29 protein-coding genes are annotated in these 24,846 nt (G+C 50.5%); 15 read left to right on the top strand and 14 right to left on the bottom strand.

What is annotated here, in order from left to right; all coding sequences use genetic code 11:
* Positions 1-7: 7 nt before the first annotated feature.
* The 3 genes from yjfM to aidB all read left to right on the top strand — a co-directional run bounded on the left by yjfM (position 8) and on the right by aidB (position 3,521).
* A complete protein-coding gene (gene yjfM, locus AABJ99_RS21260; RefSeq protein ID WP_000101673.1) occupies positions 8-646 on the top strand; it encodes a DUF1190 domain-containing protein in 639 nt (212 codons plus the stop codon).
* 2 nt (positions 647-648) lie between these two features.
* The gene (gene yjfC / locus AABJ99_RS21255; RefSeq protein WP_039021171.1) at positions 649-1,812 is read left to right on the top strand and encodes a glutathionylspermidine synthase family protein; all 1,164 of its coding nucleotides are present in this window, start codon (positions 649-651) and stop codon (positions 1,810-1,812) included.
* An 83-nt stretch (positions 1,813-1,895) separates the two neighbouring features.
* On the top strand, positions 1,896-3,521 hold the full coding sequence (gene aidB / locus AABJ99_RS21250; RefSeq protein ID WP_039021172.1) for an isovaleryl-CoA dehydrogenase: 1,626 nt from the start codon (positions 1,896-1,898) through the stop codon (positions 3,519-3,521).
* A 149-nt stretch (positions 3,522-3,670) separates the two neighbouring features.
* On the opposite strand, the gene yjfN is transcribed toward aidB, so the two are convergent.
* The gene (yjfN, locus tag AABJ99_RS21245) at positions 3,671-3,946 is read right to left on the bottom strand and encodes a DUF1471 family protease activator YjfN (RefSeq protein ID WP_000811566.1); all 276 of its coding nucleotides are present in this window, start codon (positions 3,944-3,946) and stop codon (positions 3,671-3,673) included.
* Positions 3,947-4,094: 148 nt separating this feature from the next.
* The gene (gene bsmA / locus AABJ99_RS21240) at positions 4,095-4,424 is read right to left on the bottom strand and encodes a biofilm peroxide resistance protein BsmA (protein ID WP_000254636.1); all 330 of its coding nucleotides are present in this window, start codon (positions 4,422-4,424) and stop codon (positions 4,095-4,097) included.
* 181 nt (positions 4,425-4,605) lie between these two features.
* Here bsmA and yjfP point away from each other — a divergent pair, with 181 nt between their 5' ends.
* Positions 4,606-5,355, top strand: coding sequence for an esterase (gene yjfP, locus AABJ99_RS21235; protein ID WP_039021173.1), 750 nt, complete (start codon positions 4,606-4,608; stop codon positions 5,353-5,355).
* Here yjfP and ulaR read toward each other — a convergent pair.
* A complete protein-coding gene (gene ulaR / locus AABJ99_RS21230; protein ID WP_000133631.1) occupies positions 5,352-6,107 on the bottom strand; it encodes an HTH-type transcriptional regulator UlaR in 756 nt (251 codons plus the stop codon). The genes yjfP and ulaR overlap by 4 nt on opposite strands.
* Positions 6,108-6,214: 107 nt before the next feature.
* Positions 6,215-7,279 (bottom strand): L-ascorbate 6-phosphate lactonase, encoded by a 1,065-nt coding sequence (gene ulaG, locus AABJ99_RS21225; RefSeq protein WP_001353507.1) that lies wholly within the window; start codon positions 7,277-7,279, stop codon positions 6,215-6,217.
* A 354-nt stretch (positions 7,280-7,633) separates the two neighbouring features.
* On the opposite strand from ulaG, the gene ulaA reads away from it, so the two are divergent.
* Genes ulaA through ulaF form a run of 6 tightly spaced genes read left to right on the top strand, consistent with a single transcriptional unit; the run spans position 7,634 to position 11,989 of the window.
* Complete coding sequence (gene ulaA, locus AABJ99_RS21220; RefSeq protein ID WP_000404886.1) at positions 7,634-9,031, top strand: PTS ascorbate transporter subunit IIC; 1,398 nt, start codon at positions 7,634-7,636, stop codon at positions 9,029-9,031.
* Positions 9,032-9,046: 15 nt separating this feature from the next.
* Complete coding sequence (ulaB, locus tag AABJ99_RS21215; protein ID WP_000218362.1) at positions 9,047-9,352, top strand: PTS ascorbate transporter subunit IIB; 306 nt, start codon at positions 9,047-9,049, stop codon at positions 9,350-9,352.
* A gap of 9 nt (positions 9,353-9,361) precedes the next feature.
* Positions 9,362-9,826 (top strand): PTS ascorbate transporter subunit IIA, encoded by a 465-nt coding sequence (ulaC, locus tag AABJ99_RS21210; protein ID WP_000776505.1) that lies wholly within the window; start codon positions 9,362-9,364, stop codon positions 9,824-9,826.
* 13 nt (positions 9,827-9,839) lie between these two features.
* Entirely contained in the window at positions 9,840-10,490 is a 651-nt protein-coding gene (ulaD, locus tag AABJ99_RS21205; protein ID WP_000056740.1) for a 3-keto-L-gulonate-6-phosphate decarboxylase UlaD, read from the top strand.
* 9 nt (positions 10,491-10,499) lie between these two features.
* On the top strand, positions 10,500-11,354 hold the full coding sequence (ulaE, locus tag AABJ99_RS21200; protein WP_039021174.1) for an L-ribulose-5-phosphate 3-epimerase UlaE: 855 nt from the start codon (positions 10,500-10,502) through the stop codon (positions 11,352-11,354).
* On the top strand, positions 11,354-11,989 hold the full coding sequence (gene ulaF / locus AABJ99_RS21195; RefSeq protein ID WP_039021175.1) for an L-ribulose-5-phosphate 4-epimerase: 636 nt from the start codon (positions 11,354-11,356) through the stop codon (positions 11,987-11,989). The genes ulaE and ulaF overlap by 1 nt, the downstream gene beginning before the upstream one ends.
* Positions 11,990-12,118: 129 nt before the next feature.
* Here ulaF and yjfY read toward each other — a convergent pair whose 3' ends face one another.
* Entirely contained in the window at positions 12,119-12,394 is a 276-nt protein-coding gene (yjfY, locus tag AABJ99_RS21190; RefSeq protein WP_000492914.1) for a DUF1471 family protein YjfY, read from the bottom strand.
* A gap of 327 nt (positions 12,395-12,721) precedes the next feature.
* Here yjfY and rpsF point away from each other — a divergent pair, with 327 nt between their 5' ends.
* From rpsF to rplI, 4 genes are read left to right on the top strand one after another with little or no spacing between them, the layout of a single operon-like run.
* Positions 12,722-13,117: a 30S ribosomal protein S6 gene (gene rpsF, locus AABJ99_RS21185; protein WP_001216676.1), complete on the top strand. Its 396-nt coding sequence runs from the start codon at positions 12,722-12,724 to the stop codon at positions 13,115-13,117.
* Between the two features lie 6 nt (positions 13,118-13,123).
* Positions 13,124-13,438: a primosomal replication protein N gene (priB, locus tag AABJ99_RS21180; protein WP_001296681.1), complete on the top strand. Its 315-nt coding sequence runs from the start codon at positions 13,124-13,126 to the stop codon at positions 13,436-13,438.
* Between the two features lie 4 nt (positions 13,439-13,442).
* Positions 13,443-13,670 carry a 30S ribosomal protein S18 gene (gene rpsR, locus AABJ99_RS21175; RefSeq protein WP_000135199.1) on the top strand — a complete coding sequence of 76 codons (228 nt, stop codon included), beginning with the start codon at positions 13,443-13,445 and terminating at the stop codon, positions 13,668-13,670.
* A gap of 41 nt (positions 13,671-13,711) precedes the next feature.
* Positions 13,712-14,161: a 50S ribosomal protein L9 gene (gene rplI / locus AABJ99_RS21170; protein ID WP_001196062.1), complete on the top strand. Its 450-nt coding sequence runs from the start codon at positions 13,712-13,714 to the stop codon at positions 14,159-14,161.
* A gap of 111 nt (positions 14,162-14,272) precedes the next feature.
* Here the strand turns inward: rplI and AABJ99_RS21165 are convergent, their stop codons facing one another.
* The 8 genes from AABJ99_RS21165 to AABJ99_RS21130 are packed head-to-tail and all read right to left on the bottom strand — an operon-like array spanning position 14,273 to position 23,196.
* Positions 14,273-15,244, bottom strand: coding sequence for a TRAP transporter substrate-binding protein (locus AABJ99_RS21165; RefSeq protein ID WP_039021176.1), 972 nt, complete (start codon positions 15,242-15,244; stop codon positions 14,273-14,275).
* 52 nt (positions 15,245-15,296) lie between these two features.
* A complete protein-coding gene (locus AABJ99_RS21160) occupies positions 15,297-16,598 on the bottom strand; it encodes a TRAP transporter large permease (RefSeq protein WP_032304372.1) in 1,302 nt (433 codons plus the stop codon).
* Between the two features lie 42 nt (positions 16,599-16,640).
* Positions 16,641-17,117 carry a TRAP transporter small permease gene (locus AABJ99_RS21155; RefSeq protein ID WP_032304408.1) on the bottom strand — a complete coding sequence of 159 codons (477 nt, stop codon included), beginning with the start codon at positions 17,115-17,117 and terminating at the stop codon, positions 16,641-16,643.
* A 20-nt stretch (positions 17,118-17,137) separates the two neighbouring features.
* A complete protein-coding gene (locus tag AABJ99_RS21150) occupies positions 17,138-19,219 on the bottom strand; it encodes an FAD-dependent oxidoreductase (protein WP_032304373.1) in 2,082 nt (693 codons plus the stop codon).
* Complete coding sequence (locus AABJ99_RS21145) at positions 19,216-20,757, bottom strand: acyl CoA:acetate/3-ketoacid CoA transferase (RefSeq protein ID WP_032304375.1); 1,542 nt, start codon at positions 20,755-20,757, stop codon at positions 19,216-19,218. The genes AABJ99_RS21150 and AABJ99_RS21145 overlap by 4 nt, the downstream gene beginning before the upstream one ends.
* 9 nt (positions 20,758-20,766) lie before the next feature.
* Positions 20,767-21,543 (bottom strand): enoyl-CoA hydratase/isomerase family protein, encoded by a 777-nt coding sequence (locus AABJ99_RS21140; protein WP_000999667.1) that lies wholly within the window; start codon positions 21,541-21,543, stop codon positions 20,767-20,769.
* Between the two features lie 9 nt (positions 21,544-21,552).
* The gene (locus AABJ99_RS21135; RefSeq protein WP_039021177.1) at positions 21,553-22,395 is read right to left on the bottom strand and encodes a sugar phosphate isomerase/epimerase family protein; all 843 of its coding nucleotides are present in this window, start codon (positions 22,393-22,395) and stop codon (positions 21,553-21,555) included.
* A 9-nt stretch (positions 22,396-22,404) separates the two neighbouring features.
* Positions 22,405-23,196, bottom strand: a complete 792-nt coding sequence (locus AABJ99_RS21130) for a 3-ketoacyl-ACP reductase (RefSeq protein ID WP_000843394.1) — start codon at positions 23,194-23,196, stop codon at positions 22,405-22,407.
* 210 nt (positions 23,197-23,406) lie between these two features.
* Here AABJ99_RS21130 and AABJ99_RS21125 point away from each other — a divergent pair, with 210 nt between their 5' ends.
* Positions 23,407-24,045, top strand: a complete 639-nt coding sequence (locus AABJ99_RS21125; RefSeq protein WP_001356012.1) for a TetR/AcrR family transcriptional regulator — start codon at positions 23,407-23,409, stop codon at positions 24,043-24,045.
* On the opposite strand, the gene AABJ99_RS21120 is transcribed toward AABJ99_RS21125, so the two are convergent.
* A complete protein-coding gene (locus tag AABJ99_RS21120) occupies positions 24,046-24,672 on the bottom strand; it encodes an OapA family protein (protein WP_039021178.1) in 627 nt (208 codons plus the stop codon).
* Positions 24,673-24,846 lie beyond the last annotated feature (174 nt).

Genomic DNA, 24,846 nt, shown 5'->3' with positions numbered 1-24,846 from the left:
GACGATCATGGCCAGAAAACGCAAATCAAGAAATAACAGTAAAATTGGTCACGGAGCGATCAGTCGCATTGGAAGACCTAATAATCCTTTTGAGCCGCGACGCAATCGCTACGCACAAAAATACTTAACGTTGGCGCTAATGGGCGGTGCAGCTTTTTTTGTATTGAAAGGTTGTGGCGATAGTGGTGATGTCGATAACGACGGTGACGGAACGTTTTACTCGACAGTGCAGGATTGTATTGATGACGGTAATAATTCAGATATCTGTGCTCATGGCTGGAACAATGCCAAAGCGGCATTTTATGCCGATGTTCCGAAGAATATGACTCAGCAGAATTGTCAGTCTAAGTACGAAAATTGCTACTACGACAATGTTGAACAGAGTTGGATCCCGGTCATTTCTGGATTTTTATTAAGCCGGGTTATTCGTAAAGATCGCGATGAGCCGTTCGTTTATAACAGCGGTGGATCCTCATTTGCTTCCCGCCCCGTCTGGCGCAATACTTCCGGTGATTACTCCTGGCGCTCCGGTTCTGGCAAAAAAGAGTCTTACTCCTCGGGCGGCTTTACCACCAGAAAAGCGTCAACTGTTTCTCGCGGCGGCTATGGTCGTTCTTCCAGCGCCCGTGGGCATTGGGGAGGCTAATCATGCTGAGACACAACGTTCCTGTACGGCGGGATCTGGACCAGATCGCCGCTGACAACGGTTTCGACTTTCATATCATCGACAATGAAATCTATTGGGATGAGAGTCGGGCTTACCGCTTTACCCTGCGCCAGATTGAAGAGCAGATCGAAAAACCAACTGCGGAACTGCATCAGATGTGCCTTGAGGTGGTGGATCGCGCGGTTAAAGACGAAGAGATCCTGACGCAACTGGCGATCCCGCCGTTGTACTGGGATGTGATCGCCGAAAGCTGGCGCGCACGCGATCCTTCGCTGTATGGACGGATGGATTTTGCCTGGTGTGGCAATGCGCCGGTGAAGCTGCTGGAGTACAACGCCGATACGCCAACCTCGTTGTATGAATCGGCTTATTTCCAGTGGCTGTGGCTGGAAGATGCCCGGCGCAGCGGCAGTATTCCGCGTGATGCCGATCAGTACAATGCCATTCAGGAACGCCTGATTTCGCGCTTTAGTGAGCTTTACAGTCGGGAACCGTTTTATTTCTGCTGTTGTCAGGACACCGATGAAGACAGGAGTACCGTGCTGTACTTGCAGGACTGCGCCCAGCAGGCAGGGCAGGAGTCGCGGTTTATCTACATTGAAGATCTCGGTTTGGGCGTCGGCGGTGTGCTGACCGATCTTCATGATAATGTCATCCAGCGTGCATTTAAGCTGTATCCGCTGGAGTGGATGATGCGTGACGATAACGGTCCGCTGCTGCGCAAGCGCCGCGAGCAATGGGTGGAGCCGTTATGGAAAAGTATCTTGAGCAACAAAGGGTTAATGCCGCTGCTTTGGCGCTTCTTTCCTGGTCATCCTAACCTACTTGCATCCTGGTTTGATGGCGAAAAACCGCAGATTGCCGCTGGCGAAAGCTATGTGCGTAAACCGATCTACTCACGCGAGGGCGGTAACGTCACCATTTTCGACGGTCAGAATAACGTCGTTGACCACGCTGAGGGTGATTATGCCGATGAACCGATGATCTACCAGGCGTTTCAACCCCTACCACGATTTGGCGATAGCTACACACTCATCGGTAGCTGGATTGTCGATGATGAAGCGTGCGGAATGGGGATCCGTGAAGATAACACGCTGATCACCAAAGACACCTCACGTTTCGTTCCGCATTATATTGCTGGCTAAGAATGTTTTAGCAATCTCTTTCTGTCAGGAATCCGTGGCAGTGACCATACTAATGGTGACTGCCATTGATGGAGGGAGACACAGTGCACTGGCAAACTCACACTGTTTTTAATCAACCTATACCCTTAAATAACAGCAACTTATACCTGTCTGATGGCGCGCTCTGCGAAGCGGTAACGCGTGAAGGTGCTGGCTGGGATAGCGATTTTCTCGCCAGTATTGGTCAGCAGTTAGGAACGGCTGAATCCCTTGAACTGGGGCGACTGGCGAATGTGAATCCGCCCGAATTATTGCGCTACGATGCGCAAGGACGCCGTCTGGACGATGTGCGTTTTCACCCCGCCTGGCACCTGCTGATGCAGGCGTTATGTACCAATCGGGTACACAATCTGGCCTGGGAAGAAGACGCTCGCTCCGGCGCATTTGTGGCGCGAGCGGCGCGTTTTATGTTGCACGCACAGGTTGAGGCAGGGTCGTTATGCCCGATAACGATGACCTTTGCCGCCACGCCATTGCTGTTACAGATGTTACCCGCGCCGTTTCAGGACTGGACCACGCCGCTGTTGAGCGATCGCTACGATTCCCACTTATTGCCAGGTGGGCAAAAACGCGGTTTGTTGATTGGCATGGGAATGACGGAAAAGCAGGGCGGTTCCGATGTCATGAGCAACACCACCCGCGCAGAGCGACTGGAAGATGGCTCTTATCGGCTGGTGGGGCATAAATGGTTTTTCTCGGTGCCGCAAAGCGATGCGCATCTGGTGCTGGCGCAGACTACGGGCGGTTTGTCCTGCTTTTTTGTGCCGCGCTTTTTGCCTGACGGGCAACGCAACGCGATTCGCCTCGAGCGGCTGAAAGATAAGCTGGGTAATCGCTCTAACGCCAGCTGCGAAGTGGAGTTTCAGGATGCCATTGGCTGGTTGTTGGGGCAGGAAGGGGAAGGAGTTCGTCTGATCCTGAAAATGGGTGGGATGACGCGTTTTGATTGCGCCCTGGGTAGCCATGCCATGATGCGCCGTGCATTTTCGCTGGCGATTTATCATGCCCATCAACGCCATGTTTTTGGTAATCCATTGATCCAACAACCCCTTATGCGTCATGTCTTAAGTCGCATGGCACTTCAGCTTGAAGGTCAAACGGCGTTGCTGTTTCGTCTTGCGCGAGCGTGGGACCGGCGTGCCGATGCCAAAGAAGCCCTGTGGGCGCGTTTATTTACGCCTGCGGCGAAATTTGTTATCTGCAAACGTGGTATGCCGTTTGTGGCCGAAGCGATGGAGGTGCTGGGCGGTATTGGTTATTGCGAGGAGAGCGAGCTGCCGCGGCTTTACAGGGAAATGCCGGTGAACAGCATCTGGGAAGGTTCTGGCAATATTATGTGCCTGGATGTATTGCGCGTTCTTAATAAGCAGGCGGGTGTATACGACTTACTGTCGGAAGCGTTTATGGAAGTGAAAGGGCAGGATCGCTATTTTGATCGCGCGGTTCGTCGTTTGCAGCAGCAACTGCGTAAGCCAGCTGAAGAAATGGGGCGAGAGATTACTCGTCAGCTATTCCTGCTGGGTTGCGGCGCGCAAATGTTGAAATATGCCTCTCCGCCAATGGCGCAGGCGTGGTGTCAGATGATGTTTGATACGCGCGGCGGCGTGCGGTTGTCAGAGCAGATCCAGAATGATTTATTGCTGCGGGCGACGGGGGGAGTATGTTTATAAACGAGTCAGCCAGATGTGATGCTAGCGCGTCTTATAATGGCAACAGCAGCATTACGAGTTATCAACTAACACAATGAAATTTCAGGAACTGTTGGCCGGATAAGGCACAGGTGCCGCATCCGGCATTGTTCATTTGTTGCGGATGACACTCACGCATACAGTATCGCCTGTACACGCCAGTTATCAGGCTGCTGGTCTTCGTACATGGTAATAATGCGGTACCATGATGCACCTTGTTCATCGGCCTTTAACGCCACGATACGTTCCACGTCCTGCGGATCCCCTGAAATATTGCTAACCGAGATCTGACCTATTTCATTCAGGCCCGTCACGCAGTCAGCACTGGCGAATTCTGCAGACTGTGCCGTGGCGCTCGCAGGATAAGTCACTAATTGCAGCGAGGGTGAGGCAAGTAATTGTTTCATCGTCAGCTCCATTTTTCGTTTCCCCACATGTTGCAGGGCATTCCATCGCGGTAATAAACGCCCGAGCTTCCAGCTGGTAATTTATTGTGCACAGGTAAACGCATAGGGACGCAAAGCAATGTAAAGCTGACTATGTAAGTTGTCTGATTTATTTACGGTACAAAATGGCTTGTGAATACCACTGTCCTGTCACGATGGTTTCGTCCACCATGACGACAACGTAATAATCAGCTTTTGCAGCGACAGCTTTCGCTCTGATTTCTGCTAATGCGTCATCCGGAGAACCCCGAACCATCGTGCTTACGCTACCTATTCGCTGTAACCCTTGCGTCTGGTCGCGGCGAATCTCTTGCGGATGGTCCGTTACTGGCGGTGCTGGCTGTGGCGTACCTTGCAGTGCGCTACAGGCACTTAACATCAACACCAATAATAAACTGGCAAACCGGTAAATAACGCTATTACGTTTCCTGCTAACCATAGTGTAGTGCCTTATTAATTTAACTTTGGGGGAATGTTCCCGAATTGTTACCTGGTACGCGATTTTCGAATGAAAACGTGATGAAAGCGTAACCCACATCTCAACATTATGAACTAATACCGCCAGCAGAAACTTGTGCTAAGGATTTCTTCATGTCATACCAGACAAAAAGGAGAGACAGATGATTGAAATAGAATCGCGCGTGCTGGCAGATATTCCCGTTCTTCATGCTTATCCTGTCGGGCAAAAAGATACCCCGTTACCGTGCGTGATTTTTTATCACGGCTTTACTTCGTCCAGTCTGGTGTATAGCTATTTTGCCGTTGCGCTGGCGCAGGCTGGTTTGCGGGTGATCATGCCGGATGCGCCCGATCACGGTAGCCGTTTTAGGGGCGACGCAGCACGGCGGTTAAATCAATTTTGGCAAATTTTGCTACAAAGTATGCAGGAATTCACTACCTTACGTGCGGCAATAGCCGAAGAAAACTGGCTGCTTGCTGACCGTCTGGCAGTCGGTGGCGCGTCGATGGGCGCGATGACGGCACTGGGAATTACCGCTCGCCACCCCACGGTGAAATGTACCGCCAGCATGATGGGATCGGGCTATTTTACATCGCTCGCCCGTTCACTGTTTCCACCGCTGATACCTGAAACGGCAGCACAGCAGAATGAATTCAATAACATTGTCGCGCCGCTGGCAGAGTGGGAAGCGACAAACCACCTGGAACAACTTGGTGACAGACCTCTACTGCTGTGGCATGGCCTTGACGATGACGTCGTGCCTGCCGACGAATCACTACGTTTGCAGCAGGCCTTAAGCGAGACGGGACGGGATAAACAGCTAACCTGTTCATGGCAGCCAGGCGTGCGTCACCGCATTACGCCTGAGGCATTAGATGCTGCCGTGACATTTTTCCGCCAGCATCTTTAAACACGCAGAATGCTGACCCCTTGCGCTTCCAGTTGTTGCAGGATTTCCGGGTTAGCATTTTTGCCGGTGATCAGCATATCGATTTGATCTGCACGACTAAAGAGCATCCCCGCACGTTCGCCGATCTTACTGCTATCAACCAGTACCACCAGTTTCCCTACCACGCTCAACATCTTCTGCTCTGCCATTGCCGTCAGCATATCAGTTTTATACAACCCTTCTGCGGTCAGTCCTTTGCCGCTGGTAAACATCCAGTGCCCGGCATAGAGACTGTTTTCGCTGCCTTGTGGACTTAAGGTGATGGACTGGCTTTTGTTGTATTGGCCGCCCATGATAATCACGCTGTCATGCTCCTGATCGATCAGGTAATTCGCCAGCGGTAGATAATTAGTAATGATTTGCACTGGCTTGCCACACATTTCCCGCCCAAGCAGAAACGCGGTGGAACCGCAGTTGATGACGACGCTTTCGCCGGGATTCACCAGCTGCGAGGCTGCTTTAGCGATACGTACTTTTTCATCATGGTTCTGCGCCTGATGCAGATTCATCGGCGTCCAGCGTGGGCGCTGCTGGGTAATGGCTTCTGCGCCATTGCGCACTTTTTTCAGTTTGCCGCTTTCGTCAAGTTTATTGATATCGCGTCGAGCGGTAGCAGGCGAAATTCCCAGACGCTCAACGACTTTCTCAACGGTCACAAAGCCCAATTGTGCGAGCATTTCCAGGAGAATTTGATGTCTTTGTGCTTCAGTCATGAGCTATTCCGATAAAATTTGATTTTTTTAGATGATATTTGAAATAGCCAGGAAATACTACGCCGGATAGCGCGAACTTCTCCACGCCATCCGGTATAAACGACAGATTACAGGAACGACTTGAACGGCAGATCCGGTTCAATGGTGAAGCAATCGTCAAAACCGCGTGGATAGTGGTACTCGAAGTTGTCTTTATCCAGCGGCCAGGTAAACTTACCGCCAACCTGCCAGATAAACGGCTTGAAGCCATACTTCAGGCGATCTTTTTTCATCTCCCACAGTACGCGGATCTCTTGCGGATCGGCCTGGAAGTTTGACCAGATATCATGGTGGAACGGGATAACCACTTTTGTATTCAGCGCTTCTGCCATACGCAGGATATCAGCACTGGTCATTTTGTCGGTGATACCACGTGGGTTTTCACCGTATGAACCTAATGCCACGTCGATCTGATGCTCGTTACCGTGCTTCGCATAGTAGTTAGAGTAGTGGGAATCGCCACTGTGATACAGGGTACCGCCCGGCGTTTTGAACAGGTAGTTTACCGCGCGATCGTCCATGCCGTCTGGCAGTACGCCAGCCGCTTTTTGATCGGCAGGCAAAGTGATCAGTGCAGTACGGTCAAACGCGTCAAGGGCATGAATTTCAATGTCTTTCACTTTAACGACATCGCCCGGTTTGACCACGATGCAACGTTCTTTCGGCACACCCCAGCCAATCCACAAATCCACGCAGGTTTTCGGCCCGATAAATGGCACGTCATCAGCGCAGTTCTGCATCACGGCAGCAGCGACGTTGACGTCGATATGATCGTTGTGATCGTGAGTTGCCAGTACCGCGTCGATCTGGCGAATCGCAAACGGATCAAGAACAAATGGGGTGGTACGCAGGTTCGGTTGCAGTTTTTTCACGCCAGCCATGCGCTGCATCTGGTGACCCTGTTTCATTAGTGGGTTACCGTGACTTTGTTTGCCAGTACCACACCAGAAATCGACGCAAACGTTGGTGCCACCTTCCGATTTCAGCCAGATCCCGGTGCAGCCTAGCCACCACATCGCGAATGTGCCAGGAGCTACCTGTTCTTGTTCAATTTCTTCATTCAACCAGCTACCCCACTCCGGGAAAGTGCTCAGGATCCAGGATTCACGGGTGATACTTTTCACTTTACTCATCGCCATTTACCTTCATGATAGTTCAATTTGAATCAATATTTGATTGGTTTTGATTAATCCTGACACTATTTTTTCAGGAAGGCAATGACCATTTTTTGACTTTTTGCCTGATGAGTAGTTGTTGATTTTAAGGCATTAAAGATGAAAAGGATTGTGATATTTAATTAACTACATGAATTTTAATTAATAAGTTTTGCATTGTGTGAATTCCACGCTTTCTATGTGGAATTATTTGCGGGTCGCGTCACATTTAATCATAAATAATCTTGTTGTGATTACTTTTGAAAATTAGAGTGAGTGCACAACATTCCGGGTGTGTGGAATACCCGGTTACCTCTTCTTCAGGAGATCGTTATGGAGATCCTCTACAACATCTTTACCGTGTTTTTTAACCAGGTCATGACCAATGCCCCGTTACTGCTGGGTATTGTGACCTGTCTGGGTTATATCCTGCTGCGCAAAAGCGTCAGCGTGATTATCAAAGGTACGATTAAAACCATTATTGGTTTCATGTTGTTGCAGGCCGGGTCCGGCATCCTGACCAGCACCTTCAAACCGGTGGTGGCGAAAATGTCGGAAGTCTACGGTATCAACGGTGCGATTTCAGATACCTACGCATCGATGATGGCAACTATCGAGCGCATGGGCGATGCCTATAGCTGGGTGGGTTACGCGGTGTTACTGGCTCTGGCGCTGAACATCTGTTACGTGCTGCTGCGTCGCATTACCGGTATTCGTACCATCATGCTGACGGGTCATATCATGTTCCAGCAGGCGGGGCTGATTGCCGTTACGCTGTTTATCTTTGGTTACTCCATGTGGACCACCATTATCTGCACCGCGATTCTGGTTTCGCTCTACTGGGGTATTACCTCCAACATGATGTATAAGCCGACTCAGGAAGTGACGGACGGCTGTGGTTTCTCCATCGGTCACCAGCAGCAGTTTGCATCATGGATTGCTTATAAAGTTGCGCCTTTCCTCGGCAAAAAAGAGGAGAGCGTTGAAGACCTCAAACTGCCTGGCTGGCTGAACATTTTCCACGACAACATCGTCTCCACGGCGATTGTCATGACCATCTTCTTTGGTGCCATTCTGCTCTCCTTCGGTATCGACACCGTGCAGGCGATGGCAGGTAAAGTGAACTGGACGGTGTACATCCTGCAAACCGGTTTCTCCTTTGCGGTGGCGATCTTCATCATCACTCAGGGCGTGCGCATGTTTGTGGCGGAACTCTCTGAAGCGTTTAACGGTATCTCCCAGCGCCTGATCCCCGGTGCGGTTCTGGCGATTGACTGTGCGGCCATCTATAGCTTCGCGCCGAACGCTGTGGTCTGGGGCTTTATGTGGGGCACCATCGGTCAACTGATTGCAGTTGGCATCCTGGTCGCCTGCGGCTCTTCCATTCTGATTATCCCTGGCTTTATCCCGATGTTCTTCTCTAATGCCACTATTGGCGTGTTTGCTAATCACTTCGGTGGCTGGCGCGCGGCGCTGAAGATTTGTCTGGTGATGGGGATGATTGAAATCTTTGGTTGCGTCTGGGCGGTGAAACTTACCGGTATGAGCGCCTGGATGGGCATGGCGGACTGGTCGATTCTGGCACCACCGATGATGCAGGGCTTCTTCTCCATCGGCATCGCCTTTATGGCCGTCATCATTGTCATTGCACTGGCTTATATGTTCTTCGCTGGCCGCGCGCTGCGCGCAGAAGAAGATGCAGAAAAACAACTGGCAGAACAGTCTGCTTAATAAGGAGTTTTGATTATGACCGTACGTATTCTGGCTGTGTGTGGTAACGGACAAGGCAGTTCCATGATCATGAAGATGAAAGTGGACCAGTTTTTAACCCAGTCGAACATCGACCACACGGTAAACAGCTGCGCGGTTGGCGAATACAAAAGCGAGTTGAGCGGCGCGGATATCATCATCGCTTCTACGCACATCGCGGGCGAGATCACCGTGACCGGCAACAAATATGTCGTTGGCGTGCGCAACATGCTCTCTCCTGCTGACTTTGGCCCGAAACTGCTGGAAGTGATCAAAGAACATTTCCCGCAGGATGTGAAGTAAGGGCGCGCTATGAAATTACGTGATTCGCTGGCGGAGAATAAATCTATCCGTCTGCAGGCTGAAGCTGAGACATGGCAGGACGCAGTGAAAATCGGCGTTGACCTGTTGGTGGCGGCGGATGTTGTCGAGCCGCGTTACTACCAGGCAATTCTGGATGCGGTTGAACAACACGGCCCGTACTTTGTGCTCGCACCGGGACTGGCAATGCCGCATGGTCGCCCGGAAGAGGGCGTTAAGAAAACCGGTTTTGCACTGGTGACGCTGAAAAAGCCGCTGGAGTTCAACCACGAAGATAACGACCCGGTGGATATCCTCATCACGATGGCGGCGGTCGATGCCAACACACATCAGGAAGTGGGCATCATGCAGATCGTCAACCTGTTTGAAGATGAAGAGAATTTCGACCGTTTACGCGCCTGCCGTACCGAGCAGGAAGTCCTGGATCTCATTGACCGCACCAACGCGGCTGCTTAAGAAGGAATTGAAAATGTCATTACCGATGTTGCAAGTCGCGCTGGACAACCAGACTATGGCTAGCGCCTACGAAACTACTCGCCTGATTGCCGAAGAAGTCGACATTATCGAAGTGGGCACCATTCTGTGCGTGGGCGAAGGTGTGCGTGCGGTTCGCGATCTGAAAGCGCTTTATCCGCACAAAATCGTGCTGGCAGACGCCAAAATCGCCGATGCGGGCAAAATCCTTTCTCGTATGTGCTTTGAAGCCAACGCTGACTGGGTGACCGTGATTTGTTGTGCAGATATCAACACCGCCAAAGGCGCGCTGGACGTGGCAAAAGAGTTTAATGGCGACGTGCAGATCGAACTGACCGGTTACTGGACCTGGGAACAGGCGCAGCAGTGGCGCGACGCAGGTATCCAGCAGGTGGTTTATCACCGCAGCCGTGACGCGCAGGCCGCAGGCGTGGCGTGGGGCGAAGCGGATATCACCGCGATCAAACGTCTTTCCGATATGGGCTTCAAAGTCACCGTCACCGGTGGTCTGGCGCTGGAAGACCTGCCGCTGTTCAAAGGCATTCCGATTCATGTGTTTATCGCGGGGCGTAGTATCCGTGATGCCGCTTCTCCGGTTGAAGCCGCGCGTCAGTTCAAACGTTCCATCGCCGAGCTGTGGGGCTAAGGAGCGGATATGTTGTCCAAACAAATCCCGCTTGGCATCTACGAAAAAGCGCTCCCCACCGGGGAGTGCTGGCTGGAACGGCTGCAACTGGCAAAAACGTTAGGCTTCGATTTTGTCGAGATGTCGGTAGATGAAACGGACGATCGCCTCTCGCGCCTTGACTGGAGCCGCGAGCAGCGTCTGGCGCTGGTGAACGCGATTGTTGAAACCGGCGTGCGCGTGCCGTCCATGTGCCTTTCTGCTCATCGCCGTTTCCCGCTGGGCAGCGAAGATGACGCAGTGCGGGCGCAGGGGCTGGAGATTATGCGCAAAGCTATCCAGTTCGCCCAGGATGTCGGTATTCGCGTGATCCAACTGGCGGGCTACGACGTTTACTATCAGGAAGCCAATAACGAAACGCGTCGTCGTTTCCGTGACGGCCTGAAAGAGAGCGTTGAGATGGCGAGCCGCGCGCAGGTGACGCTGGCAATGGAGATCATGGATTACCCGTTGATGAACTCCATCAGCAAGGCGCTGGGTTACGCGCACTATCTTAACAACCCGTGGTTCCAGCTCTACCCGGATATCGGCAACTTGTCGGCGTGGGACAACGACGTGCAGATGGAGTTGCAGGCCGGAATCGGGCATATCGTCGCGGTGCATGTGAAAGACACCAAACCAGGCATCTTCAAAAACGTCCCGTTTGGCGAAGGCGTAGTGGATTTCGAACGTTGCTTTGAAACGCTCAAACAGAGTGGTTATTGCGGGCCGTACCTGATTGAGATGTGGAGCGAAACGGCGGAAGACCCGGCGGCAGAAGTGGCGAAAGCGCGTGATTGGGTGAAAGCGCGCATGGCTAAAGCAGGCATGGTGGAGGCGGCATAATGCAAAAGCTGAAACAGCAGGTATTTGAAGCCAACATGGATCTGCCGCGTTACGGGCTGGTGGTGATCAAGCCCAGCGGTGTCGCCTACGAAAGCATGAAAGCGAACGATATGGTGGTGGTTGATATGAGCGGCAAGGTGGTGGAAGGGGAGTATCGTCCGTCTTCCGACACTGCGACGCATCTTGAACTCTACCGTCGTTATCCGTCGCTTGGTGGCATTGTCCATACCCATTCCACGCATGCCACCGCATGGGCGCAGGCGGGGCTGGCTATCCCGGCATTAGGCACCACGCATGCTGACTACTTCTTTGGCGATATCCCCTGTACGCGCGGGTTAAGCGAAGAAGAAGTGCAGGGGGAATACGAGCTAAACACTGGCAAAGTGATTATCGAAACGCTGGGTGACGCCGAGCCGCTGCATACGCCGGGAATTGTGGTGTATCAGCACGGGCCATTCGCCTGGGGGAAAGATGCTCACGATGCGATGCATAACGCGGTGGTGATGGAAGAAGTGGCGAAAATGGCGTGGATTGCCCGCGGCATTAACCCACAACTGAATCACATCGACAGCTATCTCATGAATAAACACTTCATGCGTAAGCACGGTCCTAACGCCTATTACGGGCAGAAGTAAAACACGCGCTGCGGAAATTTCCTTCTTCGGGAGATAACTGGTCTAATTCCGCAGCCGTTTTTCAAAAAAAAGCCCCCTGCGAAGGGGGCAAAGCAAACTATGGCAATGTTTCGTTGGTTATACCTGGTGCTAGCGATAAATATCCGCGCTGGCGTGCATATTGCCGTTACTCCCCGGTTCCCGCATCAGAATCACGTGGTAGTACGTTGCGCCCTGCGCATCTGTCTCTTCATTTAATGCCTGACGTGCTTCACTTTCAGTGGCGAAATTATGATTGATATAAATCACGCCTAAGCTTTGCACATCGTCCATATTTCTGGCCTGGTGGTTATTAATTTCAATGGCTGCCCATGTATTTGCACTTAGCAAAAGCACAGCCAGAAGGGCTAAAACACGGCTGAACATAGATACCTCCTCGACGGCTGACTTTGTGTGCTCTCCTCTTGTGGTGATCTTCTGATTTAATTTTAATCAATGATAAAGAAGTTGATGGTGACCATTTCTGATGCAGTTGTTCAAAAAAACACCATGATGAAGTGTGATGAACTTCAAATCAGCGTGTTAGTACGATTTGGTGAAAGATGAGATTTATTTGTCGGCTGGCCTTGAGTTTAACGGGGTATGTCAGTACTATAACGCGTCATTTTTCAGCCGACCTTTAACACGTTCCTTGCCTCCCCGGGATTCGGCTGACCCAGACAGGAGGCTGAATAATCCGTAAGGAGCAATTCGATGCGTCATTACGAAATCGTTTTTATGGTCCATCCTGACCAGAGCGAACAGGTTCCGGGCATGATCGAGCGCTACACTGCTGCCATCACTGGTGCAGAAGGCAAGATCCACCGTCTGGAAGACTGGGGCCGCCGTCAGCTGGCTTACCCGATCAACAAACTGCACAAAGCACACTACGTTCTGATGAACGTTGAAGCTCCGCAGGAAGTGATCGATGAGCTGGAAACTACCTTCCGCTTCAACGATGCCGTTATCCGCAGCATGGTTATGCGTACCAAGCACGCTGTTACCGAAGCATCTCCGATGGTTAAAGCGAAAGACGAGCGCCGTGAGCGTCGCGATGATTTCGCAAACGAAACCGCTGATGATGCTGAAGCTGGGGATTCTGAAGAGTAATTTCTGATGACCAACCGTCTGGTGTTGTCCGGCACCGTGTGCAGGACTCCCCTTCGAAAGGTCAGTCCATCAGGAATTCCTCACTGCCAGTTCGTGCTTGAGCATCGTTCTGTGCAGGAGGAAGCCGGCTTTCACCGGCAGGCGTGGTGTCAAATGCCCGTTATTGTTAGCGGACACGAAAACCAGGCCATTACTCACAGTATAACGGTCGGCAGTCGCATAACCGTTCAGGGGTTCATTTCATGCCACAAGGCAAAGAACGGTCTGAGCAAAATGGTTTTGCATGCCGAGCAGATTGAATTGATAGATTCTGGAGACTAGCCATATGGCACGTTATTTCCGTCGTCGCAAGTTCTGCCGTTTCACCGCGGAAGGCGTTCAAGAGATCGACTATAAAGATATCGCTACGCTGAAAAACTACATCACCGAAAGCGGTAAGATTGTCCCAAGCCGTATCACCGGTACCCGTGCAAAATACCAGCGTCAGCTGGCTCGCGCTATCAAACGCGCTCGCTACCTGTCCCTGCTGCCGTACACTGATCGCCATCAGTAATCGGTCACGGTCCATTAATACGACTTTGAGAGGATAAGGTAATGCAAGTTATTCTGCTTGATAAAGTAGCAAACCTGGGTAGCCTGGGTGATCAGGTAAACGTTAAAGCGGGCTATGCTCGTAACTTCCTGGTACCGCAGGGTAAAGCTGTTCCAGCTACCAAGAAAAACATTGAATTCTTCGAAGCACGTCGCGCTGAACTGGAAGCTAAACTGGCTGAAGTTCTGGCAGCTGCTAATGCTCGCGCTGAGAAAATCAATGCACTGGAAACTGTTACCATCGCGTCTAAAGCTGGCGACGAAGGTAAACTGTTCGGTTCCATCGGTACTCGCGACATCGCTGACGCTGTAACTGCAGCTGGCGTTGAAGTGGCTAAGAGCGAAGTTCGTCTGCCGAACGGCGTTCTGCGTACCACTGGCGAACACGAAGTGAGCTTCCAGGTTCACAGCGAAGTATTCGCGAAAGTGATCGTAAACGTAGTAGCTGAATAATTCGTTATTCAACGAGACGTAAAAACGCCGACCATTGGTCGGCGTTTTGCTTTTATAGCGAGCACTTGCTGATATCGATAAGGGCGACAATAAGCAGCCCCATGAAGGTAATTACTTAGCCGCCTGAATATCAGCCAGCATTGGGGCAAGGGCAGGGTTATCTTTAGCGAAGTTTGCGTACATCGGTTGTACTTTCTCGATAAACGGTGCTTTATCAACCGGGTAGACTTTTACGCCCATTTTATCCAGTTTTGCAAATTCTTGTTTCTCTTGCTCGCTCCATAACTCCTTCATGTAACTCATCGAATCTTTCGCTGCTTTTAATATAACTGCCTGATTTTCAGGGCTGAGTTTATCAAATGCAGCATTGCTCATCAGAACCACATCGGGCACCATGGTGTGCTCATCAAGGCTAAAGGATTTTGCCACTTCACCGTGACGCATAGTGGTCAGTGCCATCACGCTGTTTTCTGCCATATCGACCACGCCCTGCTGTAAGGCCGTATACAGCTCGCCGTAATCCAGTGGCGTCGGGTTACCGCCCATGACTTTGATCATTTCAACTGCGCCAGGACTTGGCTGGACACGGACTTTCATGCCTTTCAGATCGTCTGGTTTCAGTACCGGTTTATTACCGTAGAAACTGCGGGCGCCTCCATCATAGAAAGTCAGCCCGAAATAACCTTTGCTTTTCGTTGAGTCGAGGATTTTCCTTCCGATATCGCCCTGCATGACCTGATAGTAATGATCACGATCGCGGAACAAATAAGGCAGGCTAAATATTTTATACGAACTCTCGAAGGCTTCCATCTCCGCCGCATTGGTTTTTACCAGCGGAATAGCACCAGAACGAATCAGCTCCATTGTTTCTCGTTGAGTACCCAATGTTCCATTTGGATAAATACGAATAGTAATATCACCGTTAGAGTACTCTTTGCTCTTTTTCGCAAAGAACTCCATCGCTTTATGAACAGGATGAGATTTATCCTGATTATGGCTAAGTTTTAATGTTACTGCCCAGGACTGGCTTGCGGATAGCATAAGCACAGCACCGATAATGCCAGCGGATACTTTTATTTTCATAGATGTTCCTTTTCTAATAAATATGGCGGCAGGAGCCGCCAGTGAATGCTCATCAGTAGCCCAGTGCTCTTGGCAATGCCATACTGATTTGCGGAATATAGGTCACCATAGCCAGCACCAATACCATCACGGCATAGAAGGGCAGCATAGGTTTGATAATTTTATTAATCGGTAATTTAGATACACTACAACCGACAAATAACACACTGCCTACAGGCGGAGTACAAATACCGATACACATGTTCAGTACCATGACAATACCAAAGTGAATCGGGTCCATGCCCAGTTCGGTGACAACCGGTAAAAATATCGGCGTAAAAATCAGTACCGCCGGTGTCATATCCATAAATGTGCCGATAATCAACAGAATAATATTGATAATAAGCAGGATGATTATTGGATTGTCAGAAATAGTGTTAAGCAAATCGAGAATCAGGAAGGGAACGTCAGCGTTTGACATTGCCCATGACATTCCCATTGAAGAACCAATTAACAACAAAACAATTGCTGTGGTAATGACGGATTCCAGAAATATCTTAGGCAAATCTTTAACTGAGATTTCACGATAAAGAACCAGTGCAAGGAAAAGGGTATAAATTACCGCAATTGCAGATGCTTCTGTCGGGGTAAAAATACCGCTTAGTACACCACCCATAATTAATACAATCAGGAAAATACTGGGGATCGCCATCCATATTGCCACTCCAGCCTGGCGCAAAGTCGGACGTTCTGGTTTTGGATAACCCCGGCGTACCGCGATAATACCAGCCACAGTCATCAGCGCCAGGCCCAATAAAATTCCCGGGACATATCCTGCCAGGAACAGTGCGGCAATAGAAGTACCACCACTGACCAGTGAAAAGACAATTAACGTATTACTGGGTGGAATAAGTAAACCTGTCGGTGCAGAGGCAACGTTAACAGCGGTACTGAATGCCGGGTCGTAACCCTCTTTAACCTGCTGTGGATGCATGACGCCGCCCATCGCAGCCGCCGAAGCAACAGCTGAACCAGAAATTGCCCCGAACAGCATATTGGCAAGAATATTACAGTGAGCAAGTGAGCCTGGCAGACGACCGCCGAGAATACGGGCAAAGTTGATTAATCGTCGCGCTATTCCTCCATGATTCATAATGTTGCCAGACAAGATAAAAAATGGGATTGCCAACAACGTAAAACTATCTAACCCGGAGGCTAACTTTTGGGAAACCACACTCAATGCTGAGTTGAAATCGAGTTGTGTGGAAATTGATGCCAGTGTTGATAAACCAATGGCATAAACAATAGGTACACCTAATGCCAACATAAAAAAGAAGGCACCAAATAACACAATAATCGGTAACCAGTAATCCATAATTTCTCCATTCCTACTATGGTTGGTTGTTGTTTGTTATCTTTAGAGTGGTTGTTTAAGTTCGGTTAAAACCATATCTATGGTGTATATAATAATAAGTAAACCACTAATCGGGATGCTCATATAGATATATCCCATCTGCCAGCCTAAAGCGGGCGAGGTTTGACCTGAATCGAAAGTGTCCATTGTTAATAGCCCACCACCATATACCATAATGATGGTAGCGAAGATAATAACGATAATCTGAATACACAAAAATAAATGACGCCGGGCTTTTCCTTTCAGCATCATAGGAAGCAGATCAATCGCCAGATGCCGGTTCTGCCCCGCGGTATAGGCACCACCAAAAAGGCCAAGGCAAATAAAAAGCAAACGACTGAGTTCATCAGTAAATATACTGGGGCTTTTAAATATAAATCGTGCTACCACCTGCCATGTCACACATGCCACAATGATCGCCAAAATGGTAATATTTAATGTTGCAAGTAGAGCATTAATAGATCTAATTATATTTCGCATAGTGATTAACCTTTGCAATATCATTCATCCTGTGGCTGGTAAATTGTCCCATTAAGAAAACCAGGCCAGTTTTTTTCAAACCAAATGCCGCGGATAATGGGAAACTCACGAACAGGTGCTTTTCTGACGTGAAAGATACCATTGCAATAATGAATAAGTAGTTTATCTTTTTTATCCTCAGTACGCTCTGAACGAAAGCGCCAGGCATCACAAAAACCATTTCGTGTTTGCGGAATAGAATTTCCATCACTGTCGAGAATAATACGTGCTCCCCGGCTACCACCACCTGCGTCAATATAATGCGTCAATTGCGTTAATACGGCGGAAGACGTCAGTGCCATATGCCGCCACATAAACAGCTCGGCAACTTCGCCCACATGTTTGATTGCCAATCCATGCTGTTGGACAAATTCACTCAATAGCAGGGCATCACGAGTGGCACGTCGAACTTTATCGGCATGGCAAATAAATCCCGCATACTCAGACATTCGTGCCTGAATTTTTTCTCTCACAATCGACAACGGCATCCCGGTCCCGTTATCGTGCGCCTGAGTAATGATCTCTCTTATAGAAGCCAGTGCCGGAGCTACCAGCTGTGCTATATCTCCATCAATATTACGTTTTTGCGTGCAACCAATAAAACGTGCCAGACGAACAGCAAAAACCTGCCCGGCATTCAATGCCGCACCACCAGGGCGAGTGACGCCGTGTGTGCCAGCAACTTCCCCCACGGCGAAACAGCCGGGCAGGGAGGTTTGCCCCCAGATATCCACTTCAATGCCGCCATTCATATGTTGATTATTCATGGCAAACTGCAATGGCTGCGTGGTGAGATCGTAACCGTGCATCTTATACAGCGAGATAGACAGCGGATTCATTCGTTGCAGTCGTTCGATGGGCGATGGTGCCAGAGCGTCGTTATTTTCCAGATACGCGCGAACGTCGTCGTCCAGTCGATCTAATGAGAACGGCATGTCACCCGGCACAGGTTCAGGATTGCGATTGAAATCCATAAATACCTGACGCCCTGATTGCTGCTCTTGCGCTACTGCCATATCTAACAAGCTGGAGCCAAAATCCATCACTCGTGTGGCGTGAAACGGCCACTGATAGCCTTTACGGAAGATGTTTGAAGCCAGTTCCTGGGTAGTTCGATAGTAATCCGTGAGGAAGTTATACTCGTTGCCCTCAGCATCTACGGAATAGATATATGGGATCACCTGTACATAGGTGCCGGACAAATTCCACGGAAAGGTGTTGCGTGGCGTGCCAATACCAAACTGGCTTTCTGTCAGATTGGTTAGCGTCAAACCTTCTTCCAGTGCCAGTCCCAGCGAGCCGAAGCATTTATGTGGATAAACACTGTCGCGATAAAGCTCGCCCGGTCCGCCCGTTGCCAGTACCACATTGGGCGCCGTCACAATTGCCAGCCCCCAAGGGTTATGGGCGCGATGACCGGTCGCGAGGATTGCTCCCGCCACGCGGTCTTCGCCGTTTTCGTCACGCTGATGCAGTAGTTTAATCACTGTTGCACTGGTCAACACTGGAATGGCGAGGCGCTGTACTTCTTCCAGCAGCACTTTCACCATTAACCTTGAGGTACGCGGCCCACACGAGGTTGCACGCCCGGCTTCGTCATGGTCGGTTTGATAACGAAGAATCGCGCCATAGCGATCTTCCGGTAATTCCAGACCAAGATATTGCAACCCGCCAAGAGTGTGCAGAGAACCTACCGCTTCGACATAAGCGGTGTCGTGATCCATCGCCCCACCGCTCGCCAGTGCCTCTGCCAGTTTGGTGAAGTTGTCGCCATTGCCCGCGGTAGCGGCGGTAAACAGTGTCTGTTTATCGGAACCAGAACATGCCGACGTCCCCATATATAACCCGGCAGTGGCGATCAACACATTTTGCTGGCGGCGCTTAAGTTCAACCGCTGCGCGCAGCCCTGCCGCGCCGCTACCAACGACTAGCGCATCAACTTGCCAGATCGGGTAATCGACATCTTCAACCGTGACAATTGACGCTGGCTCTGCTGACACAAAACCTTTCGGGAAAGTGACGTGCGTCAGCGCATCAAGGAGGGTGTCATCAAGCTGGCTCATGCATCCTCCATCGGCGTAAACAGGCTACTTTCCATCAGGCGTGGCTGATTGATAATTGGACGGAAGGCCATATATGGCAGAATGTCGCGCTCAATCTCCACACCTGGTGCGATTTCAATTAATTCAACGCCTTCTGCCGTTAACTGGAATACTGCACGTTCAGTGATATACAACACTTCCTGACCGCTTTGCTGTGCGTAGGCGGCGCTAAAAGTGATTTTTTCCACCTGGGTAACCAGTTTAGGGATTTGACCTGACTGGGCAATATGCAAGCCATCTGGTGTTACATCAATCTTGCTACCTTTGGCGTCGAACGTGCCGCAGAACACCACTTTACGGGCGTTTTGCGCAATTTCGAGAAATCCGCCGGGGCCAATGAGATTGCCATTGAGATGGGAGACGTTGACGTTACCGTACTGATCCATCTCTCCCATGCCGAGGAAGGTGATATCGATCCCTCCGCCACTGTAGAATTCGAATTGATCGAGTGATGGAATAATGGCATCGGCGTTACGGGCGCAGCCGAACAGAGCATCATCCAGCATCATACCGTTATGCACGCCTTGCTCGACGCTCAGCCATAAACTTTGATAAGGCACGCCTTCGCGCAGTGCAACCCCAGGAATGCCGCCGGGAATGCCAAAGCCAAAGTTGGTTGAAGCGCCAGCCACCAGTTCGCGTGCTGCCCGACGGGCAATCAGGCGGCGCACCGGATGACTAACCAGTTCAATAGCGTCGTTAGAACTCAAACGGCGATGCTGACCGCTGATGGTCAGGTCGTAACCGCCAAGATAGGTTTGCGGTTGTTCGCGGTGTTCAACGATGCCATCAACCAGAATGCCCGGTAATTTGACCCGGCGTGGTTCAATGGCACCAGCTTCCAGCACATCGCGCACCTGTACGAACACTTTACCGCCGCTGTTGTGTGCTGCCAGCGCCATGGAATAGCTATCCATATCAATCGCCTCTTCTTCGAGGCTGACGTTGCCACGCGGATCGGCATAAGTGCCACGCAAAATCGCGTAGTCCACTTTGAAGGGGCGATAACGAAGTTTGGTTTCACCGTCGATTTCAATCAGTTCTACCAGATCCTCAGTGCTGCTGGCGTTCGACTTACCGCCGCCGTTGCGCGGATCAACAAACGATCCCAGCCCAACGTGGGTAAAAAGCCCTGGACGTCCGGCACCGATCTCCCGCAGCAGTGCCTGAATTACGCCACCAGGGAAGCAGTAGGCTTCAATAGCATTGTTTTTCACCAGATCCTGCATCTTGGGCGACCAGGTAAAATGTCCGGCAATGATGCGTTTGAGCATATCTGCATGAGCGAAGCGGTTAGTGCCTTTGCAGTCGCGATCGCCAATGCCCAGTGAGTGGATTAATGTCAGATCGCGCGGGTGTCCGGTTTGCAGGAAACGCGCTTCAATAGCAGCCAGAATATGGTCCGCTTCCACCATGCCGCCGCCATTACCGCTAATGGCAATGGTTGCGCCGTCCTGAATTTGCGCCGCCAGTGTCTCGGCGGTTGTTATCTTACGCATACAATTTCCTTATTGATTTTGGAAGCTCACGCTACTTTTTTCGGCAAATGCGCGCGTCGCCTGCTGGCAATCCTGAGTGGCGGACATTAATCCAGCCAGTAACTGGTGCGGGTAATCGGCGTGTTTATTTTCCAGCGCCAGAATCAGTTGCTTAATATGTGCGAGCGCCACCGGACCGCATTTTTCCAGCTGCGCTAACTGATTCGCCATCCAGCTTTCCACCTGTTCTTTTTCTACCACTTCATCAATTAAATTCGCCGCCTGAGCTTCCTGCGCCGTCAGGCGTTTACCCAGCATCAGCATCTGGCGACCGACCACCGGACCGACCTGATTAAGCACGCGTTCAATGCCCATCCAGCCAGGCACCATGCCGAGCATTACTTCCGGATTAGAGAATTTCGCACTGGGGCGGGCAATACGAATATCGCAGCACAAGGCAAGTTCAATACCACCGCCGATGGTATGACCGTTGAGATTCGCAACCGTTAATTGAGGTAAATTGCGCAGGCGATTAAAAACGTCATTGCCGCGTTTAATCCATTTTCTGCCCATATCTAATGGCGAATAGGCTGACCACGATTTAATATCGCCGCCCGCACAAAAGAATTTATCGCCGGTTGCCGTTAATTCGACTAATCGTAATGTGGTGTCGTTTTCAATTTCATTTAAATAATGGTCGAGAGATTCGATCATTTCTTCATTAATAGCATGACATTTATCTTCACGGTTCAATGTCAGGCGGCAAGAAGCCGCCGCTCTGCTGAACAGAACGGGTTGGTCATTCATGATTATTCCTTAGCAATAATGCGCGATGCGATCGACGCTAATATCCAGTGTGCTGTTAATATCTTTTTGCCACCAGTACGGTGAGAATATTTCCAGTTCAATAGCGCCATTAAATCCGGCGTTTTCAACCAGCCGCCGAATAGAGGGAATATTAATGACGCCATCTCCCGGCATTCCCCGATCATTGACCAGATCGGTAGTCGGTACCAGCCAGTCGGAAACATGAAACGCGAGTATCCGTTTTCCGGCACGCCGGATCTGACTGGCGAGATCCGGATCCCACCAAACGTGGTAGACATCTACCGCCACGCCGAGGCCAAACTCCCCATCCGGATCGAGTTCATCACACCAGTCCAGCGCCTGACGTAACGTGCACAGGCAAGAGCGATCGGCGGCGGTCATCGGGTGCAGCGGCTCCAGCGCAATTGGTACGCCGACATCTTTCGAATGTGGCAGCAACTGGCAAATCCCTTGTTTCACCTGTTCCCGCGCTTCGTACAGATCTTTTGTTCCCATTGGCAGACCGCCAACCACCTGCATATAACAGGCGGCGTTCAGTACAGCGGCGTCGTCCAGCGCCCGGCGGTTATCATCAATCGCCAGTTTGCGTTCCGTCAGCGTTGGCGCGGTGTAGTAAGTGCTACGGCACAAACCGGAAACGCTCATGTTACTGGCAGCAAGCTGGCGGGCGATTTGCTGGAGATCTTCACCCTGTAACTCCCTGCGCCAGGGGGCAATCGCGCCAATACCGCGTGCGGCGCAGGCATCAATAATGGCAGGTAGCGGCGTTTTATAGCCCAGTGTCGCAGTATTGATACTGAATAAATCCGGGCGTTGTAACAGATCTCTCATGATTCAGCCTCAGAAGCGCGGCATACTTAAGCCGCCGTCGATGGCGACCGCCTGACCACAGGTGTAAATCAGTTTGCCTTCCGCCATCGCGCGGACCGTTGAGGCAATATCAGCCGGATAACCCCAACGTCCCCACGGCACTAACCCCTTAGCAATCAGTTCGTCGTAATAAGCCGTTGCCGGAATGGTCATATCGGTTTTGATTAGGCCAGGGCGCACTTCATAAACGCCAATTTGTTCATTGCAAAGGCGAGCGGCAAACAGGCGAGCTGCGGCGGAGACGGCAGTTTTGGCAATGGTATATTCGCCGCGATTCATCGCCAGCATGATGGCGTTTATGGAACTGACAAAAATAATCGAGCGGTGCGGCAGTTCTGCTTCCGGTTTCGGCTGTGCCAGTAATCGCTTACTGAATGCCTGAGCAAGGAAGAACGGCGCACGGGTGTTAATGGCAATGTTTTGGTCGAAGCTGTCTGGTTCGAGGTCGAGGAGGTCACCGCGTTTTTTCACTGAAATGCCTGCGTTGTTGAGTAGACAGTCCAGACGTCCCCACTGGTTTTGCGCCGCGTCGAGCATCTCTTCATGAAGGGAGAGATCGCCAACATCAGCAGGGAAGCAAATCACTTCCACGCCTTCTGCCAGACATTCCTGTTGTGTGGCATGTAATTTTTCTACGCTGTCGGCATCCGGACGATCATTAATCAGCAGATTAAATCCGCCACGCGCAAGTTCCAGTGCACAGCCCTTTCCAATACCACGTGCGGCTCCAGTGATGACAGCAACAGGACGTGTTGACTTCATACGATAACCCTCTTTTTGAATATTATTTCCTTAAGTGACGATTAGCTTGCAATGTGTGGCAAGAAAGATCAACCATCTAGTTGGTTGATATGCGAGAGTGATCACAGGTAATTTGATAACTCAATGAAATTACGACTTTTATCCTTTTTGCTGTCGCTGAGATCAAATCCGGTTATGATAGCCATCACGAAGAGGAAGTGGGGAAGTGGAATGTATCTTGATACCAGTCACGCACAAAACCTGAAGGAAAAATTGCTGCTATGCGCGGTTAATGAATTTGCCGAATATGGTTATGAAGGGGCCAGAGTAGATAATATTGTAAAGGCAGCAGGGTGCAGTAAACAGACGGTTTATCACCACTTTGGTAATAAAGAAAATTTGTTTATTGAAGTACTGGAATATACCTGGAACGATATTCGCGAAAAAGAGAGAGAGCTTGACATTTCAGGGCTTTCGCCGGTTATTGCGATCGAGAAAATAATTGATTTTACTTGGGATTATTACATCAATAACCCGTGGTTTTTAAAAATAGTCCATAGTGAAAACCAAAGTAAGGGCGTGCATTATAAAAAATCAAAACGCCTTGCTGAAATTAACCATGCACATTTGCAGTCAATGGCTTCATTATTAGAAGAGGGGCAGCGGCAGAAAACCTTTAAGAAAGATATTGATCCCTTACAAATCAATATTAATATCGCCGCACTGGGGGCATATTATTTAATAAACCAGTACACACTGGGGATGGTATATCACATTAGCATGGTTTCACCTGAGGCTTTGGAAGCCAGACGCAGGGTGATCAAAGAGACCATCCTGAGCTGGCTTTTGGTGAATCCTGCCCGTGGGTAATCAGCGCGCGCGGATGAAATTACCATCAGGTTGGCGGGTGAACAGGACTTGCTGATTATTTCCTGTATCAATGGTTAAGCCGGTAACCACCCCATTCGCATTCTGACGGATTTTAACAATCTGACCATTTTGCAGGTTACTGAGCGGTTTATCCGCGCCCTCGACCTGGGCCATAGCGTACACGTCTGTAGGCGGCAAATTGTGGTCGCGGAACAGCTGGGCAAGGGTTTTGCCTGGTTCTACGCGATATGTCCGCCACTGTTGATCGATACCACTTTCCGGTTGGAAAGATTGTGTCTCTGCAACAGGTGGCTCTTCAGGTTGACCTTCCTGAATAGGTTCCGGCGCGACCGGGGCGACCTGATCCGGATCGTTTTGTGGTGTCACTAAATGTGCCTGTAGCTGTGCTTCACCTGGGGGGGATTGCATATCTAACTGCGCTTCGCGGGTGACAACAGGCATCTGGCGTGTTTCATCTCCAGGCAGAAGAATACCGATAACCAGCACTATTGCCGCAATAATGATCCCGCGGCGATGCATCGGCGGCAACGGGTCCATGAGGCGAAAGTTATCTGGTGCGTGCCAGATTTTCACCAGAGTTGGTTTTAGTTCAAAGCGCCCAGGCATGGTTTTCCTCCTGCTCCGCGTCGTGTTCCTCAATCATAGCGCAGTAATAAGCTAACGCTATGATGTCCGTGGTATTACCGCTGTTTTTGTATTCATGCGGATTATCCCTATTGTTTCTGTTTCCCTGGGATTTGTCACTCATCCCGCGACAAAGTTTTACCGGAAGAAGCGTGG

The sequence above is a fragment of the Escherichia coli genome, from assembly GCF_036503815.1.
Lineage (GTDB): Bacteria > Pseudomonadota > Gammaproteobacteria > Enterobacterales > Enterobacteriaceae > Escherichia > Escherichia coli_F.
Note: the sequence above shows the minus strand (reverse complement) of the source record. Positions and strands in the feature narration are given on the sequence as shown.

What these genes read in the sequence shown, in the direction of transcription:
- rpsF (WP_001216676.1), top strand. Translation starts at nt 12,722, where the DNA reads ATGCGTCATTACGAAATCGTTTTTATGGTCCATCCTGACCAGAGCGAA.
- ulaC (WP_000776505.1), top strand. Translation starts at nt 9,362, where the DNA reads ATGAAATTACGTGATTCGCTGGCGGAGAATAAATCTATCCGTCTGCAG.
- rpsR (WP_000135199.1), top strand. Translation starts at nt 13,443, where the DNA reads ATGGCACGTTATTTCCGTCGTCGCAAGTTCTGCCGTTTCACCGCGGAA.
- ulaR (WP_000133631.1), bottom strand. Translation starts at nt 6,107, where the DNA reads ATGACTGAAGCACAAAGACATCAAATTCTCCTGGAAATGCTCGCACAA.
- AABJ99_RS21140 (WP_000999667.1), bottom strand. Translation starts at nt 21,543, where the DNA reads ATGAATGACCAACCCGTTCTGTTCAGCAGAGCGGCGGCTTCTTGCCGC.
- ulaF (WP_039021175.1), top strand. Translation starts at nt 11,354, where the DNA reads ATGCAAAAGCTGAAACAGCAGGTATTTGAAGCCAACATGGATCTGCCG.
- AABJ99_RS21150 (WP_032304373.1), bottom strand. Translation starts at nt 19,219, where the DNA reads ATGAGCCAGCTTGATGACACCCTCCTTGATGCGCTGACGCACGTCACT.
- rplI (WP_001196062.1), top strand. Translation starts at nt 13,712, where the DNA reads ATGCAAGTTATTCTGCTTGATAAAGTAGCAAACCTGGGTAGCCTGGGT.
- AABJ99_RS21135 (WP_039021177.1), bottom strand. Translation starts at nt 22,395, where the DNA reads ATGAGAGATCTGTTACAACGCCCGGATTTATTCAGTATCAATACTGCG.
- ulaE (WP_039021174.1), top strand. Translation starts at nt 10,500, where the DNA reads ATGTTGTCCAAACAAATCCCGCTTGGCATCTACGAAAAAGCGCTCCCC.
- AABJ99_RS21130 (WP_000843394.1), bottom strand. Translation starts at nt 23,196, where the DNA reads ATGAAGTCAACACGTCCTGTTGCTGTCATCACTGGAGCCGCACGTGGT.
- yjfM (WP_000101673.1), top strand. Translation starts at nt 8, where the DNA reads ATGGCCAGAAAACGCAAATCAAGAAATAACAGTAAAATTGGTCACGGA.
- ulaA (WP_000404886.1), top strand. Translation starts at nt 7,634, where the DNA reads ATGGAGATCCTCTACAACATCTTTACCGTGTTTTTTAACCAGGTCATG.
- yjfY (WP_000492914.1), bottom strand. Translation starts at nt 12,394, where the DNA reads ATGTTCAGCCGTGTTTTAGCCCTTCTGGCTGTGCTTTTGCTAAGTGCA.
- AABJ99_RS21165 (WP_039021176.1), bottom strand. Translation starts at nt 15,244, where the DNA reads ATGAAAATAAAAGTATCCGCTGGCATTATCGGTGCTGTGCTTATGCTA.
- yjfP (WP_039021173.1), top strand. Translation starts at nt 4,606, where the DNA reads ATGATTGAAATAGAATCGCGCGTGCTGGCAGATATTCCCGTTCTTCAT.
- ulaD (WP_000056740.1), top strand. Translation starts at nt 9,840, where the DNA reads ATGTCATTACCGATGTTGCAAGTCGCGCTGGACAACCAGACTATGGCT.
- AABJ99_RS21145 (WP_032304375.1), bottom strand. Translation starts at nt 20,757, where the DNA reads ATGCGTAAGATAACAACCGCCGAGACACTGGCGGCGCAAATTCAGGAC.
- bsmA (WP_000254636.1), bottom strand. Translation starts at nt 4,424, where the DNA reads ATGGTTAGCAGGAAACGTAATAGCGTTATTTACCGGTTTGCCAGTTTA.
- AABJ99_RS21125 (WP_001356012.1), top strand. Translation starts at nt 23,407, where the DNA reads ATGTATCTTGATACCAGTCACGCACAAAACCTGAAGGAAAAATTGCTG.
- yjfN (WP_000811566.1), bottom strand. Translation starts at nt 3,946, where the DNA reads ATGAAACAATTACTTGCCTCACCCTCGCTGCAATTAGTGACTTATCCT.
- yjfC (WP_039021171.1), top strand. Translation starts at nt 649, where the DNA reads ATGCTGAGACACAACGTTCCTGTACGGCGGGATCTGGACCAGATCGCC.
- ulaB (WP_000218362.1), top strand. Translation starts at nt 9,047, where the DNA reads ATGACCGTACGTATTCTGGCTGTGTGTGGTAACGGACAAGGCAGTTCC.
- priB (WP_001296681.1), top strand. Translation starts at nt 13,124, where the DNA reads ATGACCAACCGTCTGGTGTTGTCCGGCACCGTGTGCAGGACTCCCCTT.
- AABJ99_RS21160 (WP_032304372.1), bottom strand. Translation starts at nt 16,598, where the DNA reads ATGGATTACTGGTTACCGATTATTGTGTTATTTGGTGCCTTCTTTTTT.
- ulaG (WP_001353507.1), bottom strand. Translation starts at nt 7,279, where the DNA reads ATGAGTAAAGTGAAAAGTATCACCCGTGAATCCTGGATCCTGAGCACT.
- AABJ99_RS21155 (WP_032304408.1), bottom strand. Translation starts at nt 17,117, where the DNA reads ATGCGAAATATAATTAGATCTATTAATGCTCTACTTGCAACATTAAAT.
- AABJ99_RS21120 (WP_039021178.1), bottom strand. Translation starts at nt 24,672, where the DNA reads ATGCCTGGGCGCTTTGAACTAAAACCAACTCTGGTGAAAATCTGGCAC.